We start from the raw sequence: 18,555 nt of genomic DNA on the forward strand, positions 1-18,555 counted from the left end.
ACTGTCGTGTGAGACCGTTGACTCAGAGTCCGCAAATAGGGAAAGTACGCAAAGTGACGAACGAATTCAATCAAGTCTTTGCTCGCGATATTGATAGCAGGCAAATGATTAACCTGTGCTTTGTTTTGTTTGTCAGCTTTTTCACTGCATGCTTCAGCAGTAATAGCTTTGCTGCTAAAGTGCCACGCTCTGCGATGCATGTTCATTAATGCTTGAGCTTCATATGAACGTGAAGCGCAGGGCTTGACAAGAAGAAGCGGCAGGACGCCAAGGGAACGCTAGTAGATGGAAATCGCGCAGCACATGGATGCTTTTATCACCCTGGTGGTGACGGTAGGAGTGTTGGCAGGGCTTGTCTGGAATCGTTGGCCGGCGGAGTGGCTGATGATGGCCGCTGCCGTGTCGTTGATTCTGCTGGGCGTCATTTCTCCGGCGACCTTCCTGGCCGGATTCGCCAACCCGGGCATCATGACCATCGGCGCGCTTTTCGTGGTCGCCGCCGGCGTGCAGGAAACCGGGGCGCTGCGCTGGATGCTCGAGCGTCTGCTCGGGCGCCCCAGCTCTCCTTCTTCAGCATTGGCACGCCTGATGCCGATCACCTCGCTGCTCAGCGCCTTTCTGAACAATACTCCCGTCGTCGCACTCTTCATTGGCCTGGTTCAGGGCTGGTGCGCGCGCATGAAGATCTCGCCTTCGCGTCTGCTGATGCCCATGAGCTATGCCGCCATTCTCGGCGGTACCTGCACCCTGATCGGCACCAGTACCAATCTGGTCGTCGACGGCCTGCTGCAGTCCCAGGCCAATCTGCCCGGGCTCGGCATCTTTGATATCTCTGCGCTGGGCGTGCCTGTGCTGATCATCGGCACTCTGTGGATGGTACTGATCGGCTGGCGCTTCCTGCCCCAGCGCAAGGGGCTGGTCGAACAGCTCGGCAATGGGCGCGAGTATTCCGTGGCCATGCGAGTGGCCGACAAGGGGCCGCTGCACGACAAGAGCATCGAAGAGGCGGGCCTGCGCAGTCTTCGATTCGGCTATCTGGCCGAGATAGAACGTTCCGGCAAGCTACTGTCCATGGTCGGCCCTGACACCATTCTCCAGTCCGGTGATCGCCTCATCTTTGTGGGTGTCGCGGACACTGCGCATGAAGTGCGTGTTTTCCGCGGGCTGGAAAGCGACGCCGCAGGCCTGGATCTGGATCATCATCAGCGCCGCATGGTCGAGGCCGTCATCGCCCCAAGCTCGCCCGTCGTCGGCATGAACGTACGTGAAGCGCGCTTTCGTACTCGCTATCAGTCCGTGATTCTCGCCGTGTCACGTGATGGTGAACGCATCAACAGTAAGGTCGGTGACATCGTGCTGCGCCCTGGTGACACCCTGTTGCTGGAAGCCGCTGCCGATTTCACGCGCCTGCATCGTTATAACCGCGAATTCCTGCTGGTCAGTACGCTGGATGGCAATGGCATGCCCAATCTGACCAAGGCGCCCATCGCACTCGCCATCATGAGTCTGATGATCATCACGCACCTGGCGGGCATGGCCGAGCTGGTCGAGGCGGCGGTGGCGGCCGCCATTCTGATGGTCTTCACCGGCTGCCTCCCGGCCTCGCAGGCGCGCGCCAGCATTGATGGCAGCGTGCTGGTCGTCATTGCCGCTGCATTGGGGCTGGGACAGGCGATGACCGACAGTGGTGCGGCCCAGATGGTGGCGGACCAGCTCATGCAGCTGGGCGGTGGCTCGCCGCTGCTGATGCTGGCACTCGTCTATCTCACCACGACACTATTTACCGAGATCATCACCAACAACGCCGCCGCCGTGTTGATGTTTCCGATCGCCATGGCTGTCAGCGAGCAGCTGGGGGTCTCATTGATGCCCTATGCGATTGCCATCATGTTCGCGGCCTCGGCCAGTTTCCTTACCCCGCTGGGCTATCAGACCAACCTGATGGTGATGGGCCCGGGGGGCTACAAGGTGTCCGATTACATGAAGGTCGGTTTGCCGATGAGCATTATCGTCGGCGTCACCTCGGTCGCTCTGATTCCGCTGATCTGGCCATTTACGAGCTAAACCATGTTCTGCTTCGTCTGGCAGCCGCTGGCGAGCGTTACCCTTTACATCGTCAGCCTGGCTGGCGAATTAACACTGACAGGAAGGCACATGACGGATACGACAGTGAGCACGACCGACAGCACGACACGCGCCATGTTGAATGCGTTGGAGGCCATTGCTCGCAAGGCGGGCGCTGCCATCATGGAGATCTACGAGAGCGGTGATTTCACGGTTGATATGAAGTCGGATGATTCCCCGCTGACCACGGCAGACCGTGCAGCGCACGCCGTCATCGTCGACGGTCTGAAGGCCATGGAGGTCGAATTCGGCGCCACACCGATCCTGTCCGAGGAAGACGCGGACATCAGCTGGGATGTGCGTAGTGACTGGACGCGTTACTGGCTGGTCGATCCGCTGGATGGCACCAAGGAATTCATCAAGCGCAATGGCGAATTCACCGTCAACATCGCGCTGATCGAGCAGGGCGTGCCGACAATGGGCGTCGTCTATGCGCCGGCCATCGAGACGCTCTACGTCGGTGCCCAGCAAGGAGAAGGCCAGGCCGCCATCGCCGAGAAACAGGTTGGCGAGGGTGAGCGTCAGGCCATCGCCGTCAGTGACGTGCCGAGCACCACCGACAGCTGGCGCATCGTCGGGAGTCGCTCTCACCAGACCGAAGAATTCAAGGCGTTCGTCGCCGACTTCGCTGCCTGCGATATCGTCGCCATGGGCAGTTCACTGAAGCTGTGCCTGGTGGCGGAAGGGGCCGCAGACCTCTACCCGCGCCTCGGCCCGACCTGTGAATGGGATACCGGTGCCGCGCATGCGGTGGTCGAAGCCGCGGGTGGTCAGGTGCTGAATGCCGAGACCCGTCAGGCGCTGCGCTACAACCAGCATGACAGCGTGCTCAACCCCTATTTCATCGTCTGTGCCAAGCCGGCCGCTCCCTGGGCATGAACCAGACGCTAGACAGAGGGTAGGCAAGCGTCACCGGACTGACGCCAGAAGATGTCAGTCTCGTGTCAAAGATACTATGTTCTCTTCGCAGCGAGTTTCGTGTGTCAGCGTGTGCGAAGAGGATAAGGACAACTAGCAGAGTGATCTCAAGGAACCTGTAATGACTGCATCATCTACGGCCGACAAGCTCGGCATCACACCGGAACGTCAGACCCACCTCAAGCAGCTTGAGGCCGAATCCATTCACATCATCCGTGAAGTGGCAGCGGAATTTGCCAATCCGGTCATGTTGTACTCCATTGGCAAGGATTCCGCCGTCATGCTGCACCTGGCGCGCAAGGCCTTTGCGCCGGGCGTCCCGCCGTTCCCGCTGATGCATGTCAACACCACCTGGAAATTCCAGGAAATGATCAAGTTCCGCGACGAGATGGCTGCGGAAGTCGGCATGGAGTTGATCGAGCACATCAACCAGGAAGGCGTCGCGGCGGGCATCAACCCGTTCGATCACGGCAGCGCCAAGTACACCGACATCATGAAGACCGCCGGTCTCAAGCAGGCACTCGACAAGCACGGCTTCGATGCTGCCTTCGGTGGTGCACGTCGTGATGAGGAAGCCTCGCGGGCCAAGGAGCGTGTCTACTCCTTCCGCGATCAGTACCATCGCTGGGACCCCAAGAACCAGCGTCCGGAGCTGTGGAACATCTACAACTCCAAGATCAACAAGGGTGAGTCCATCCGCGTCTTCCCGCTCTCCAACTGGACCGAGCTGGACATCTGGCAGTATATCTATCTCGAATCCATCAAGATCGTGCCGCTCTATTACTCCGCCGTGCGTCCGGTGGTGAAGCGTGACGGCCTCGACATCATGGTCGATGACGACCGTCTGCCGCTGGCCGAAGGCGAAGTGCCGGAAATGAAGTCCGTGCGTTTCCGTACCCTGGGCTGCTACCCGCTGACCGGCGCCGTGGAATCCACCGCCGCGACCCTGCCGGAAATCATCCAGGAAATGCTGCTGACGCGTACCAGCGAGCGCTCCGGTCGTGCCATCGATCACGACCAGGCAGGCTCGATGGAGAAGAAGAAGCGCGAAGGTTATTTCTAGGCCACGCGCCAGGTACCCGGCTCTGTCGCCAGTAACGGCGATGGCATGCTTCAAGGCAAGCAAGACTCTACAAAATTGACAGGACGAGGATGTCCCAAGCGCTGGAAGCGTCGCGCCTCATACGCCACAAGACGCTCGCGCCGGACAGGCCTCGTTCAGGGAGAATGACAGTGTCACACCAGTCGACGATGATCGCGGAAAATATCGAAGCCTATCTCAAGGAACACGAGCAGAAAGACCTGCTGCGTTTCATCACCTGCGGCAGCGTGGATGACGGCAAGTCGACCCTGATCGGTCGCCTGCTTCACGACTCCAAGATGATCTATGAAGATCAGCTGGCCGCCATCACCCGCGATTCCAAGAAGAGCGGCACCACCGGCAAGGTCGATCTGGCGCTGCTGGTCGATGGCCTGCAGTCTGAGCGTGAGCAGGGCATCACCATCGATGTCGCCTACCGCTACTTCTCCACCGACAAGCGCAAGTTCATCATCGCCGATACCCCGGGGCACGAGCAGTACACCCGCAACATGGCGACCGGGGCGTCCACCGCGAGCCTGGCGATCATCCTGATCGATGCGCGTTATGGCGTGCAGACCCAGACTCGTCGTCACAGCTACATCTGCTCGCTGCTGGGTATCCAGCACCTGGTGGTCGCGGTCAACAAGATGGATATCGTCGACTACTCCCAGGAACGCTTCGACGAGATCGTTGCGGACTACAAGGAGTTCGCCAAGGACCTGGAAGTCCCGGATATCCGCTTCGTGCCGCTGTCCGCGCTGGAAGGCGACAACGTCGTCTCCATCAGCGAGCACACCCCGTGGTACGACGATGCCGCCGCCTACGAGGCGCGTCCGCTGATGGACATCCTCGAGACCGTCGATGTCACCGAGGATAGCAACCTGACCGACCTGCGCTTCCCGGTGCAGTACGTCAACCGCCCGAACCTCAACTTCCGTGGCTACTGCGGCACCCTGGCCGCCGGTACCGTCTCGCCGGGTCAGCAGATCAAGGTGCTGCCCTCCGGCAGCATCTCCACCGTCGAGCGCATCGTCACTTTCGATGGCGATCTCGACATCGCCTGGCCGGGTCAGGCCGTCACGCTGACCCTGACCGACGAGATCGATATCTCGCGTGGCGACATGATCGTCGCCGAAGATTCCGATCTGGAGCCGTGTACCGCCTTCACCGCGGATGTGGTGTGGATGCACGAAGACCCGCTGATCGTCGGCAAGGAATACGAGCTCAAGCTCGGCACTTCCAGTGTCATCGGTCGCGTCGGTCGCATCATCCACCAGACCGACGTCAATACCATGGCGCGCAACGAAGCGGAGAACATCCCGCTCAACGGCATCGCCCGCGTGCAGGTCGAACTGACCCAGCCGCTGGCCATGGACAGCTACCAGCGCTCGCCGCATACCGGCAGCTTCGTGTTCATCGACCGCCTGTCCAACATCACCATCGGTGCGGGCATGGTCAAGGAGACCCTGAGTGCCAGCAACATCGTGTGGCACGACATGGCGGTCACCAAGCAGCGTCGCGCCGATCGCAACAAGCAGAAGCCGTGCATCATCTGGTTCACCGGCCTGTCCGGTGCCGGCAAGTCCACCGCCGCCAATGCACTGGAACGTCAGTTGTTCGCCATGGGCTACAACACCTACCTGCTGGACGGCGACAACGTGCGTCACGGCCTGTGTGGTGATCTGGGCTTCAGCGAAGACGACCGCGCCGAGAACATCCGTCGTGTCGGCGAAGTTGCCAAGCTGATGGTCGATGCCGGCATGATCACCCTGGTCAGCTTCATCTCGCCGTTCCAGGCCGATCGCCAGACCGTGCGTGACATGGTCGGCACTGACGAGTTCATCGAAGTCTTCGTCAACACGCCGATCAGCGTCTGCGAAGAGCGCGATCCCAAGGGCCTGTACCGCAAGGCGCGTGCCGGTGAGATCAGCGACTTCACCGGCATCAGCTCGCCGTATGAAGCGCCGGAGAACCCGGAAATCGAGATCAACACGGGTGAACTGAGCCTCGAGCAGACCGCACTCAAGCTGGTCAATCAGCTCAAGCACTACAACGTCATCGGCTGATGCATTCACGCCGATCAGCCCTCGCCGCAAGGCGGGGGCGTTTGCCGTTTCAGGACTCACATATGACTTTATCCCGATTCAAACAGCGCTTGCCGCATGTCGTGCGTCTCGCGGCAGTGGCAGGCCTGGCACTGGCCATCACCGGTTGCGCGACCTCCTATCCGGAATCTACCGGTGCCGGCAGCACCAACCTGGCCAACCTGACCGGCGCTGCGTCACTGCCGGCGGATGTCTCGTCATTTCTCGACAGCGCCGCCCCCGGCAGCGTGATTGCCGTGCCGACTAGCCCTTGGGGCAGCAACGTCGAAGTGGTCGCCCATGAGCGCTACTTCGCGGCCAGCGGACGTATCTGTCGCGAGCTGACGGTCTCCAATTCGCGTGATCTGCCAAGCAAGGAGCTGGCGTGCCGGACCAGCAATGACGGCAAGGCCGGTGAAGGCACCTGGGTGACCCAGCGGTTGGTGACCGGCCTGCTGGAAGAGGCCCGCTGAGGAGCTTTTCAATAACTTCTCAACAACTTCTCGGCACCTTCTCGCTGAAAGGCCCGCACCTGGCTTGGCGTGAAACGACGATTGCAGGAAGCAGGCAAGTGTGACCGGCACTGTCATTCCTGACCGACGCTGCACTATTTTTTGCACGATTTTCTTTGCACTACGAGGGGCCTAGCCCGATGACAATTTCTAGATTCTTGCTCCGGGCCGGGTGCCTGGTGGCGGTAGCGTGCCTGAACGCCAGCCCTGCCATGGCAGCCGGCCTGGACAGTGGTTCCATCCTGTCCAGCAATGACCAGGCCTCAAGCATCCCGCAAAAGACGGATAGTGTAGAAGACAAGGCGCGTGCCGATTGGCGCAGCGGAACCTACGGGCCGCTGACCTCCCGTGCGCAGACCGACCCTGATTCCCTGCCGCCGTTCGGTGAAAACCTCTTTACTGGTGGTTTCCGCGGCATGATGGCCGATGGCCTCAACAGCAGCTACACCATCAAGCCGGGTGACCAGATCACCCTGCGCGTCTGGGGTGGGGTCGAGATGGAGTCCGTGCTGCCTGTCGATGCGCAGGGCAACATCTTCCTGCCGGGCATCGGACCGGTGAAGGTGCAGGGCACCACCAATTCCCAGCTGGATGGCAAGGTACGCAGCGCCATTCAAGAGGTGTATCCCGAGAACGTAAGCGTCTACACCAATCTTCAGGGCGTACAGCCGGTGGGCGTCTTCGTTACCGGGTACGTCAAGAATCCGGGCCGCTACGCCGGCACCCCGAATGATTCCATGCTCTATTTCCTCGATCAGGCCGGTGGCATCGACCAGGCACTGGGCAGTTACCGCAAGATCAAGATCAAGCGCAATGGCCGCGTCATCAATACGGTCGATCTCTATGACTTCCTGATCAATGGCAAGATCGCTCGTCCGCAGTTCCGCGATGGCGATACCGTCGTCGTCGAGGAGCGGGGTCCGGCGATCAGCGTGGTCGGGGATGTCGAGCGTGACTATCGCTATGAACTCACCGACACCCGTCTGAGCGGCGAAGACGTGCTGAATCTGGCGCGCCTCAAGTCCGGTGTCTCGCATGTGCTGCTGCGTGGCTCACGCCCTGATGGCCCCATCTCCCGCTATCTGCCGGTGGCGGAATTCCGCGGGGCAGACGTGCGCGCTGGGGATGAAGTGCTGTTCAGTGCTGACCAGCGTGACGAGACCATCGTCGTGCAGCTGGAAGGCAGCTTCTATGGCCCGTCGCGTTATGCACTGCCGCGCGATGCCCACCTGGGTGAATTGCTCAATGCCGTCGGGGTGCCCAAGGGGCTGACGGACTATCAGAGCATTTCCATCCGCCGTGAAAGCGTCAAGGAGCAGCAGGCGCAGGCGCTGCAGGATAGTCTCAAGCGACTTCAGGCGAGCTATCTAGGCGCGTCTTCCTCGACTACTGAAGAGTCCGAGCTTCGTGTCCAGGAAGCCGAGATGATCGAGAAATTCGTCGAGCAGGCCAAGAAGGAAGAGCCGACCGGGCGGCTGGTCGTGGCACGTGACGATGGCAATATCGCGGATGTGCGCCTCCAGGACGGCGATGTCATCACCATCCCGGAAATCAGCGATTCCCTGCTGATCAGCGGCGAAGTCGTGGTGCCTCAGGCCGTCGTCTACACCCAGGGCATGACGGTGATGGACTACATCAACAGCGCTGGTGGTTTCACCCAGCACGCGGATGAAGACCAGATTCTGGTCGTGCGCCAGAACGGCGCCGTACGCCGTGCCGAGGAAGTCGAGCTGCGCTCGGGTGACCAGATTCTGGTACTGCCGGAACCGCCGACCAAGAACCTGCAGCTGGCTACCAGCATCACGCAGATTCTCTATCAGGTCGCCGTTGCCACCAAAGTCGCGATAGATCTTTGATCATGGCCAGTGACATGAACGGTGACATGACCCCACCATCGAATCACTCGTCAGGTAACAACAAGAGCGGGCACAAGGCCCGCTCTGCCTGGGCCGTGACGCGCAGTGTCTGGTTCGCCATGTTCATGCGTGAAGCCATCGGCCGCACTATGACCGATCGCATGGGCTGGTTTTGGATGATCGCCGAGCCCTCCTTAATGCTGCTCGTAATGATCGGCATTCGTAGCTTCATCCGGGGTGACAAACTTATCGTCAATGCCCCGTTCATCCCCTGGATGCTGGTCGGCATGATGGGCTTTTTCCTGGTTCGAGAAGGTCTTACCCAGGGCTCCGGTGCAATAAATGCTAACCGTGCATTATTCGCATACCGTCAAGTACAACCTGTAGATGGTGTTCTTATCAGAAACTTTCTGGATGGACTTCTTCGTACATTGATCTTCCTGTTGTTCATGCTGGGTGCCCTGATGTTGGGCACGGATTTCCGCCCTGACAGTGGTTTTCAGGCGATCAGTGGCTGGTTGTCCCTATGGGCGCTTGGTTTGGGCTTCAGCCTTGTGGTGTCCGTAGCGGGCACATTGGTGCCGGAAGTCACCAAGGTGGTTAGGATGCTCAGCATGCCGCTGCTAATCTTATCCGGGGTCATCATGCCGCTCAATCATTTGCCACATTATCTGCTTGAGTACTTGATGCTGAACCCAATCGTGCATGGGCTTGAATATACACGCCACGGCTTCTTTGAAGGCTATAAGGTCGTTCATGGCACCAGCATGCTGTATTTCTGGAGCTGGACATTGGGGATGCTGGCCCTGGGCCTGTTGATGCATGTTCGATTCAAGGAGCGTTTGAAAGCCCAATGATCGAAATCAAACATGTCTACAAGCGCTATTACACACATCGTGCAACCGACTGGGTATTGCAGGATATCGATCTCACCATCCCCAGTGGCGTCAGTGTGGGGTTGGTAGGGGGTAATGGTGCCGGCAAGTCCACACTGTTGCGATTGATAGCGGGTATGGATAGCCCTACCCGTGGGGAGATCAAGCGCCACAGCAGTGTCTCATGGCCCATCGGTCTGGCGGGGGGCTTCCAAGGCAGCATGACGGGGCGACAGAACGTCAAGTTTGTTGCTCGTGTTCATGGTGGCCATGGCAATGAGGCCGAGATAATTCGCCGAGTAGAGGCCTTTGCAGAGATTGGCCCCGCCTTTGATCAGCCGATCAAGACGTATTCGTCAGGGATGCGCTCACGACTCAATTTCGGGTTGTCACTTGCGTTCGATTTCGATATCTACCTGTCGGATGAAGCCACCTCGGTGGGGGATCGTGCCTTCAAAGCCAAGGCGTCCAAGGCATTCAAGGACAAGGTTGGCAAGGCCAGCCTGATCATGGTCTCGCATGGTGTGGGGGTTCTGCGAGAGTTATGCCAGGCGGGGATCTATCTACGGGATGGGCGTGCTCACTGGTATGACGATATCAATGACGCCATTGATGCCTACCACAATGACAGCGATGCTCATGTCCTCGAGCGCAAGCTGCATCAACTAACCAATTCGAAAATGACATCACTCATGCAGGCGCAGGTATTCCATCAGGAAGCCAAGGCACACTTTGACAGCTTGCAGATTGCGCTCGAACAACTTCCTCAAGATATCCAGCCACGAGAAAGGCAAGCTTCCGTCCAGGCCGTGAATGAAGCCCGTGAAACTCTGCATGGCGCAAGACGCCTGGTACAGAAGCTCAAGTGATCGTTCTCAATGATAATAGTGACAAGGGTCTTACATGCTCAAATTGATAAAGCGTCAACCTCAATGGTTCGTCGCTATTTCCGCTATCATTCTGGTAGGGCTCTACTGGAGTTTGTGGGCGGATGATCGTTATGTTGCAAAGGCAACCGTAGTACTGGAAAGCCCTCAGGTAAGCACAGCCAGCGAGGTAAGTTTCGGCTCGTTGCTCACCGGGGATAAAAGTGACGGTGATCTATTGCTGTTGCGTGAGTATCTTTTGAGCACTGATATGTTGAAGAAAGTTCAGCACGAACTGAACTTTCGCCAACATTATAGTGAAAAGGGCGATTTCTTTGCGCGATTGAGAGACAAGGACGCGCCAATTGAGCAACTGCATGATTACTATTTGAAGCGTGTAGCTGTCGAGATGGATGAGTATTCAGGTGTACTGAATATCAAGGTACAGGCATGGACACCTGAATTCGCACAACAGTTTGCCAAGTTGTTGTTGCGTGAAGGCGAATCACATATGAATGGTATGGGGCAGCGTCTGGCAGAAGAGCAGGTGCAATTCCTGGACAAGCAGGTAGCTCTGCTCGAAAAGAACTTTCAGAAGACTCGCCAGGCGTTGTTGGATTACCAGAATGAGAATGGCCTGGTCTCACCCACTCAAACAGTGGAAAGCCTGAACACGGTCGTCTCAAGCTTGGAAGCGCAACTGGCCTCCTTGAAAGCGCGCAAGAGTGCGCTGGCCAGTTATCAAAGTGCTCGCTCGAGTGACATGGTGCGTACGGAAAGTGAAATCCGTGCATTGAGAGACCAGATCGATAAAGAGCGTAAGCGTCTCGCACAGCAGTCTGGGAACTCTCTGAATGCTGTTTCAAGTCAATATGAAACACTGCAATTACGTGCAGACTTTGCCAAGCAGACGTATTCCAACGCACTGGCAGCACTAGAGAATACTCGTATCGAGGCGGCACGGAAATTGAAGCAGGTCAGTGTTCTGCAAAGTCCTTTGTTGCCTGAATACCCTGAACAACCGGAGCGACTCTATAACACCAGTATTTTCGCTATTGTGGTCATCTTCATGGCATTCATCTTCAGCATGATCATGTTGATCGTAAAAGACCATCGCGATTGATAATTAGATTGTCATTGATGATAGTAATTGTAGGATAAGTAAATCACAGGGAATTTGAAATGCTGCCACAAATAAGTCAAAGACTTCTACGCAAGAAGCGCAAGAATGGGAGTTTGTCGTTTTCAACAGGTAAAACAAGTGATACAATTTCTACAGATGCGTCTGCTGCAGCTAAAATTGAACTGGATACAGACTTTTATAAATCACGATATGAAGATTTAGTATCACTGACAGATGAGCAGCTCAAAGAACACTGGTTGAAGCATGGCTTCAAGGAAGGCCGGTTTGCTTCAGCCAGTCATGAGTCGGGTAATGCAAAGCTTGTACTCGAAGATGAATGGACAGCTACGCACAAGTCCCCAGATTTCGCTTTTGATCCTGATTTTTATGCAAGTCTGTATGCTGATCTTGCGTTAGCGGGAATTACGGAATCTATAGCTCTTGAGAAACACTATAATTCCTTTGGCAAGAAAGAAAAGCGGCATGGTTCGATTAGAGAATGGTTGAAGGCAAATAACTTGCCTTTGGACTTCATGCCAGAGGATATCAAGTTTCGCGATATCCATGAGTGCAATCTTGAAGTAGGCCTAGAAATCACTTCTCAGGATGTCTTGAATTCAATTGCCGGGCTTTACACAACGCCTGTTGCCTTTTTCAGTGATGATGCCAAAAGCGCACGACATTACTTGATGATGGCGAAGCATTATCTGGCTATAGGCGAGAAAGAAAAGGCTAAGAAGCAACTTGAAGCCAGTAATTGTTTTCACGCCTTGTCAGGCGCGCTCGAGTTATTGGGCAATATCTATCTTGATGAAGGGCATAATCGCATTGCGCTTGGATATTATAACGCGGCCAAAGTGTTACCTAATCCCCCAAAGTGGCTGTTCTTCAATCGTGCAACCTGTCTGTCAAGGCTCCAACAATATGAAAAGGCATTGACGACTCTGGCCGAAGGGTTGGAAGTCTATGGTGACTTCACGTTTCAGCAGGATAAGCTGGATGAGTTCGCTGAAGAAGCCTGGAATAATATTTATCCCGCTCTGCTCAGCTACGTCGGACAGGGAAATCGCGATGAGCTGATCAAGGCTTTCGACGCATTCAGTGAGGTCGTCTATGATGCTTACTTGCGTGCCTGCGGTACCAGCAAGAACCCCGAGCGACTTCACTCACTCAACCTTAACCGAATCTTGATAGTCGGCGATTATCACGTTGCACAATGTGAACGCTATCGTATCAATCAAAAGGTGGAGCAACTCGAGGCGGTTGGCAAAGAGGTTACTGCAATCAACTGGCTGGACCTTGATCAACAGGCTCAGGCATTGGCGACTCACGATGTCATTATTTTTTATCGTGTGCCTGCCATGCCCAAGGTACTCAAAGCCATGGCGCAGACAAATGCGGCTGGGAAGCTCAGTATCTATGAAATCGATGATCTACTGTTTGATCCTGTTTACCCCCCGTCACTGGCAAGCTATGGTGGCTACGTCTCGCTTGATACCTATCGAGAACTGACACGCGGGATGGCGCTATTCCATGCTGCCGCCAAACAGTGTCGTCTGGGGCTGGCATCGACAGAACCTCTTCGGGAGCGTCTGGCTGAGCTGGTGTTCGGCGGGGAGTGTCTGTTGCACCGCAATGGACTGGATAGTCTCAATGAGTTTAGCCAGCCTCAGGAATCTCCCAAACAGACACTGGATATCTTCTATGGCAGTGGCACACAGGCACACAATCAGGATTTCATCGACCTGGCACTGCCTGCGATAGAAAAATTGTTGAAGCGCCATGCTCATTTGCGTCTTGTTGTCGTAGGTTATCTAAAATTACCCAAGACGTTTACAGAGCGCTTTGCCAAGCAACTATCCATGATTCCACCTTTGAAAAGTGTGCAGGGATATTGGTCATTGCTTCGCCGTGCAGATATCAACTTGGCTGTTCTGCATGATGACGTCATCAATGAGTGCAAGTCAGAGCTGAAATGGTTTGAAGCGGCATGTCATGGCGTACCATCAGTCGTCAGTAGCACCCGCAACTATCGTGATGTCATTCGTGATGGTGAAGATGCCTTCCTGGCTGTCACGGCGGATGATTGGGAAAAAGCTATTACACGCCTTGTGGAAAGCAAGGAACTACGCAAGTCAATGGGACAGGCGGCGCAAGAGCGCACGCGTAAAGAGTATTCCCTGGAAATACTGGGCACTCAGCTCGTATCCAATCTCGAAGCTTATGCCAATGAATTGATGGACAGAGCACATTGTGAGCGTGGTGAAGAAGGTACGACGAAATTGGTAAGGAAGCGCCGCAAGATCGCGCTTGTCAATGTGTTCTTCCCACCGCAATCCATCGGCGGGGCGACTCGCGTACTGGATGATAACTTCAAGGCATTACGCAAGCATTATGACGATGACTTTGAATTGGTTGTCTTCACTGCTGACAGTGAATGTCGCACCCCGCATCAGTTGTCCATCTATCGTCATGATGGAGTACGTGTCTATCGTACGGCGACTCTCTGGCGTGAGAATATGGACTGGCATGCCAAGGATGAGCGTATGTACGAGATGTTCACTGAATTTCTCGCGTGCGAACAGCCAGATATGGTGCACTTCCACTGTGTACAACGGTTGACAGGTTCCGTTGTGGAAGCTGCCCGGGATACGAAAGTACCCTATATCGTTACGGCACATGACGCATGGTGGATTTCAGACTTCCAGTTCCTGGTGGACCATACTGGGACGGTATATCCGGAGGGGCATCCCGATCCCTTTGACCCAATTGAACTTCCGCCCAGTATCACTCAGGAAGCCTCCGTAGAGCGAAAGCTATATCTCAAAGGGTTGTTGAATAGCGCTTATAAAGTACTGACGGTCTCGAATGCCTTCGCAGATATTTATCGCAAGAATGATATTCTTGATATAGAGGTCACCCCCAACGGAATCTCTGATGATTTGCCCTGGGCACCCAAGGATACATCCTATACGAATCGAGTTGTTGGCGGGCATGTAGGCGGGATGGCTGAACATAAAGGCTATTATTTACTCAAGCAGGCTGTCATGGAAACCCAGCCAGAGAATATGGAATTCCTGGTGGTTGACCACTCCAAGGAAGAAGGTTATGAATCCCGTCAATATTGGGGCAATGTGCCAGTCAGGTTCATCGGTCGCGCTAGCCAAGATAAGGTTGTTGATATTTACCGACAGATTGACGTGTTATTTGCACCTTCAACCTGGCCGGAAAGCTTCGGTTTGGTTACACGAGAAGCAGCTGCATGTGGTTGTTGGGTTGTAGCATCGAATTTGGGAGGCATTGGCGAAGATATAATTAACGGTGGCGGTTTTGTAACAAAGCCAGATGTTGATAGCTTAGTGTCTATTATAAGTAATAAGCTTAGACCTACAAAGTCCATATGTAGTCAACCAAGTCCTATTTTTGCAATGTTACAAGTCCAAAAATTGGTCAATGAGGTCTACCTGAATGAACACTAAGCAATTTGTTATTGGCATTGGATCTCAGCGTGCTGGTTCAACGTTATTGCATCGTATCCTAGACGAATGCTCGTCTGTATACATGAATCCCGTCAAGGAGCTACATTTTTTCGACTCTTTTTTTGAAATAAGAAACCCTCAAATTCTAAAGGACTTTTCCAGTAGGCAATTAAAACGTGAGTTAGACCGATTGTCGGGAAGTACGAATACTGTCTTGTCCAAACAGTATAAAAATTATCTTAGAACTAACTTTATATTATCTAATACAGATATTAAAGATGTTAATTATTTGGATCTGTTTAGGCCTTGTGTAAATGAAAGTGAAATGCTGGGTGAGATAACCCCTGAATATATGCTGCTTTCAGATTCAGAAATTTCCATTATGAGAAGGATAGTAGGAGATGCTAAAATAATACTTCTTATCAGAGATCCAATGGAACGTCTAATATCTTCATATAAACTACTTAATGTATATGGCGTTGATAATCCGAGCGCTGTAAGTATCGATGAAGAAAATCTGATTGAACACTTAAATAATAATACACAATGGATACTGCAGCAGGATCAATTAAACGCATATTGTGATGCTATTAGTAGATTCAATCGACACTTTACAGATGTGCTAGTGGTACCGTATAAAAAAATTTTTAAAGCACCAGATGAAGTCATACACCAGTTATCCTCTTTATTAACCGAAGAGATAGATTCTGCGAAGTATAAAGATATTATTAAAAACAAAGTAAATTCTTTATCTAGTGATTTAGCTATATCAGGAGCACTTAAAAAAACAATATACGGTCGGTATGAAGCTGAATATGAAAATTTAAAAGATTACTTAGGTGAAGGCTTCGATTTTATATGAAAAAAATAAATATCGTAGGCCCATCTCATATTGTTAGACTAGAAAATACATACACTCATGATTCTCTTGTACTTCCATCGGAAGTCACTTTTATAGGTAAAGGTGGTCTACCTGTATGGCATGACATTTTATCGAAACTACCAGTCAAAGCTTCGGATAAAAATTTAATAGTTGTAGGTGATTTCAGACTCGGTAATGGCTATATAGATACAGGCTTGAAATCTGATATTACAGGGATAAACAAGCATTCAATCAAACCAAGTGTCGATAATAAATGCTACCGATATACCATAGAATCGTTGTCAAAGTACGAAAAGGATTGGGATGTACAGCCTGTATATATTTTTTGGAGTTTGGCTGTACGTGAGGCAAAAAATAAAATAAAGAGAAATTATTTTTGTGAGAATGGTTTCTATAGACATCCCGTTTGGAACTTGAAGGAAGTTGAGGCAAAATTTAATAGTACGTTTTCACTTGCTGATTTAAGTCCTAGGCAATTAATAAGTATGTGTATCGATGAGTCTAACCATCCTTCCTTTTTAGGTTATGTATTCTTATCTAAGCTAATTAATTATTTGTATTTAGGTGCAGAGAATTTACGTGCACTTGATCTATATAAGGAGAGCTATAATTATATACATTCTAACTTCGTGTATGAGGGGGCTACACCCAATATCTTAGGTAAAACTATACTTCAGAGGTTTTTTAAATTAGCACAATATGATGGTATTTTGAATGAGGGTATAAATGACCCTATTAATATTAATGAATTGCCAGCTGCTATAGAAAAGTATAAAGGAGAAAATATATACATATCTAATATTAGGTATCATGAAGATTTCCCTAGATTTTGTAAAGATATTGATTCTATTAAAGAAATAATTACAGAATGTAATCATGGACAGTTGAAGATTGTTTTTTGGGATATTTATGCTCGTTGTGTTTTCGATTCAAGACATAATAAGAATGTAGATAGTACTTATATGCATCTTTATAAATTGCTATGGTCGAATTTTAGTAATTATATGTTGGACTTACCTTCCCCTAATACATTTGAATCGTTTTCCTTGGTAGAACTAAATAAAGCTGGTCAGCCAACATATAAAATGTTGTGCTATCTTGTTGATAATTCAAATTCTTATGATAGTTTTTCAAACAATTTTAAAAAGAAAATAGAATTAATGGTGGAGGAATAATGACAAATTATACTGATTTAATTGAGAGGGTTTTCTCTGAACTTGATAAAAACCCGGAAGACTACTATTTGCATCAAAATGACTTGGCAGATAAAGCATATATGACTAAGTTCTTTTTTTTCTGCACGTAGAGATATTTCCAGTGATAATCTCTGTCTGTATATGCTTTCTAATATTAGCAGGCTACCAGCTGGAGATAATTATATAGGTGGGTTTGTAACACTCCTATGTTATAGAATATTTGAAGATATATCTAGGCTTGATTGGATCTTACCAATACTACAACTTAAAAAAACTTACGATGAAGCTTGTTCGATCTATACACCGGATGATGCACGTTGGTATTTTTCTTCAAGTAATACTATTTCTACTGCCTTACTAGCTTTGGGCTACAATAATGAAGCTCAGAATGTGCTTGAAAGTACCGTGCTAATTTCACTAATTCTGCCCATACGCCATTGTTATACATGAATAAATCCTTAATTCTTTATCAGTTGGCTCTTGTTTACGCTAAAGATAATAAATATCATGAAGCTATTAATCTTTTTGAAAGATGCTTTCTGAATTCTAAAGCGGGAATCGATGAGATTTTTCATCCTAGGAATAATTACTTCTTGCGAATGTATTCAGATTGTGAAATGCTCTTGAAGTTATCAAGGCATTCTAGTATTGCTATGAATAGATTGGCGGGTAAAGTCGATTCGCGAAGTGGAACACGTTTTACAATGTTTGCTGGTAGTGAATCAGCCAAAATAAACGCTTTATTACCTTTGAAACGCTTCAATCAAGAGATTATCCCTAAAGACAATTGGTTTAAAAGTTGCCAGATGAAATTAAATGGCAGTATATGAACTTTATAAACAGGCTTACTAGAGTGTCAATATGACGAACAAGATTACAGCTTTCTTACCTTGTAGAAAAGGCAGCCAAAGAGTACCAAAAAAGAATATCAAACCTTTCAGTAATTTCCCTTTTGGCTTGATTGAGATCAAGCTTAAACAATTGATCGCAGCTCACCGTATCGATGAAATTGTATTATCCACAAATGACGAAGAAATATTGTCTTATGCTGAAACACTGACTTCGAACAAGCTAAAGATTCACGTAAGAGACGATGCATTATGCACCAGCGAGACCAGTACTGATGACTTGGTAGCGCACGCAGATAGTCTGGTCGATGAAGGTCACATTCTATGGACGCATGTGACTTCTCCCTTCGTAAACCAGAATGTTTATGATTCCCTCGTGATCTCTTATTTAAATGCTTTAAAGTCAGGTCATGATTCCTTGATGACAGCTAATGAAATCCATGGCTTTATTTGGAATCAAGATGAACCAATCTCTTATGATAGAACAAAAGAGAAGTGGCCTCGCACTCAAACAATCACTCCTCTTTATGAGTTGAATAGTGCGGCCTTTATTGCACCAAAAGAGATTTATCAGGCCAACAAAGATCGAATTGGTGATCAGCCGTATATACACGTCTTGGACAGGATAGTAGGTTTTGATATTGATTGGGTGGAAGATTTTGTTATAGCAGAATCTATCACGCAAAATAAATTAGCTCAGCTATAGGTGA

Annotated in this window: 14 protein-coding genes; all 14 read left to right on the forward strand. The window is 51.4% G+C overall.

The features are described 5' to 3' along the window. Window positions 1-285: 285 nt before the first annotated feature. The 14 genes from BF12_RS0102845 to BF12_RS0102910 all read left to right on the forward strand — a co-directional run bounded on the left by BF12_RS0102845 (window position 286) and on the right by BF12_RS0102910 (window position 18,551). The gene (locus tag BF12_RS0102845) at window positions 286-2,064 is read left to right on the forward strand and encodes an SLC13 family permease (RefSeq protein WP_248623605.1); all 1,779 of its coding nucleotides are present in this window, start codon (window positions 286-288) and stop codon (window positions 2,062-2,064) included. Between the two features lie 90 nt (window positions 2,065-2,154). Beyond that, window positions 2,155-3,003 carry a 3'(2'),5'-bisphosphate nucleotidase CysQ gene (cysQ, locus tag BF12_RS0102850; protein ID WP_084487939.1) on the forward strand — a complete coding sequence of 283 codons (849 nt, stop codon included), beginning with the start codon at window positions 2,155-2,157 and terminating at the stop codon, window positions 3,001-3,003. Window positions 3,004-3,163: 160 nt separating this feature from the next. After that, window positions 3,164-4,105 (forward strand): sulfate adenylyltransferase subunit CysD, encoded by a 942-nt coding sequence (gene cysD, locus BF12_RS0102855; protein WP_035158792.1) that lies wholly within the window; start codon window positions 3,164-3,166, stop codon window positions 4,103-4,105. A 170-nt stretch (window positions 4,106-4,275) separates the two neighbouring features. Further along, a complete protein-coding gene (gene cysN / locus BF12_RS0102860) occupies window positions 4,276-6,189 on the forward strand; it encodes a sulfate adenylyltransferase subunit CysN (protein ID WP_024950951.1) in 1,914 nt (637 codons plus the stop codon). Window positions 6,190-6,251: 62 nt separating this feature from the next. Then, window positions 6,252-6,680 (forward strand): RT0821/Lpp0805 family surface protein, encoded by a 429-nt coding sequence (locus BF12_RS18430; RefSeq protein WP_024950952.1) that lies wholly within the window; start codon window positions 6,252-6,254, stop codon window positions 6,678-6,680. A 179-nt stretch (window positions 6,681-6,859) separates the two neighbouring features. Beyond that, window positions 6,860-8,575: a polysaccharide biosynthesis/export family protein gene (locus BF12_RS0102870; protein WP_024950953.1), complete on the forward strand. Its 1,716-nt coding sequence runs from the start codon at window positions 6,860-6,862 to the stop codon at window positions 8,573-8,575. A gap of 26 nt (window positions 8,576-8,601) precedes the next feature. Then, window positions 8,602-9,432, forward strand: coding sequence for an ABC transporter permease (locus tag BF12_RS0102875; protein WP_051510687.1), 831 nt, complete (start codon window positions 8,602-8,604; stop codon window positions 9,430-9,432). Continuing rightward, on the forward strand, window positions 9,429-10,319 hold the full coding sequence (locus tag BF12_RS0102880) for an ABC transporter ATP-binding protein (protein WP_024950955.1): 891 nt from the start codon (window positions 9,429-9,431) through the stop codon (window positions 10,317-10,319). Before BF12_RS0102875 ends, BF12_RS0102880 begins: the two co-directional genes overlap by 4 nt. A 34-nt stretch (window positions 10,320-10,353) precedes the next feature. Then, window positions 10,354-11,439 carry a KpsE/RkpR family capsule polysaccharide export protein gene (locus BF12_RS0102885; RefSeq protein WP_024950956.1) on the forward strand — a complete coding sequence of 362 codons (1,086 nt, stop codon included), beginning with the start codon at window positions 10,354-10,356 and terminating at the stop codon, window positions 11,437-11,439. Between the two features lie 59 nt (window positions 11,440-11,498). Next, complete coding sequence (locus BF12_RS23070) at window positions 11,499-14,918, forward strand: glycosyltransferase (RefSeq protein WP_024950957.1); 3,420 nt, start codon at window positions 11,499-11,501, stop codon at window positions 14,916-14,918. Then, a complete protein-coding gene (locus BF12_RS21510) occupies window positions 14,908-15,780 on the forward strand; it encodes a sulfotransferase (protein WP_084487941.1) in 873 nt (290 codons plus the stop codon). The genes BF12_RS23070 and BF12_RS21510 overlap by 11 nt, the downstream gene beginning before the upstream one ends. After that, window positions 15,777-16,976: a hypothetical protein gene (locus BF12_RS21905; protein ID WP_156941117.1), complete on the forward strand. Its 1,200-nt coding sequence runs from the start codon at window positions 15,777-15,779 to the stop codon at window positions 16,974-16,976. Before BF12_RS21510 ends, BF12_RS21905 begins: the two co-directional genes overlap by 4 nt. Window positions 16,977-17,443: 467 nt before the next feature. After that, the gene (locus tag BF12_RS21910; protein ID WP_156941118.1) at window positions 17,444-17,827 is read left to right on the forward strand and encodes a hypothetical protein; all 384 of its coding nucleotides are present in this window, start codon (window positions 17,444-17,446) and stop codon (window positions 17,825-17,827) included. A 31-nt stretch (window positions 17,828-17,858) separates the two neighbouring features. Continuing rightward, a complete protein-coding gene (locus BF12_RS0102910) occupies window positions 17,859-18,551 on the forward strand; it encodes an acylneuraminate cytidylyltransferase family protein (RefSeq protein WP_024950959.1) in 693 nt (230 codons plus the stop codon). The last annotated feature ends 4 nt before the right edge of the window (window positions 18,552-18,555 follow it).

Source organism: Cobetia crustatorum (assembly GCF_000591415.1).
Classification (GTDB): domain Bacteria; phylum Pseudomonadota; class Gammaproteobacteria; order Pseudomonadales; family Halomonadaceae; genus Cobetia; species Cobetia crustatorum.